The organism is Streptococcus pseudopneumoniae, from assembly GCF_001072315.1.
Lineage (GTDB): Bacteria > Bacillota > Bacilli > Lactobacillales > Streptococcaceae > Streptococcus > Streptococcus pseudopneumoniae_R.
Genome location: NZ_JVLI01000047.1, coordinates 1 through 255 on the forward strand (window position 1 = coordinate 1; position 255 = coordinate 255).

The 255-nt window shown below is 53.7% G+C and carries 3 tRNA genes; all 3 read left to right on the plus strand.

The window, feature by feature from the left end:
* Positions 1-2: 2 nt before the first annotated feature.
* The 3 genes from ADH54_RS01865 to ADH54_RS01875 all read left to right on the plus strand — a co-directional run bounded on the left by ADH54_RS01865 (position 3) and on the right by ADH54_RS01875 (position 252).
* A tRNA-Ser gene (locus ADH54_RS01865) sits at positions 3-92 on the plus strand.
* A 10-nt stretch (positions 93-102) separates the two neighbouring features.
* Positions 103-176, plus strand: a tRNA-Met gene (locus tag ADH54_RS01870).
* Positions 177-179: 3 nt separating this feature from the next.
* Positions 180-252, plus strand: a tRNA-Phe gene (locus ADH54_RS01875).
* Positions 253-255 lie beyond the last annotated feature (3 nt).

Sequence of the window (255 nt, forward strand, 5' to 3'; positions counted from 1 at the left end):
TTGGAGGATTACCCAAGTCCGGCTGAAGGGAACGGTCTTGAAAACCGTCAGGCGTGTAAAAGCGTGCGTGGGTTCGAATCCCACATCCTCCTTTTTTATTAACGCGGGATGGAGCAGCTCGGTAGCTCGTCGGGCTCATAACCCGAAGGTCGTAGGTTCAAATCCTGCTCCCGCAATAAGGCTCGGTAGCTCAGTTGGTAGAGCAATGGATTGAAGCTCCATGTGTCGGCGGTTCGATTCCGTCTCGCGCCATTT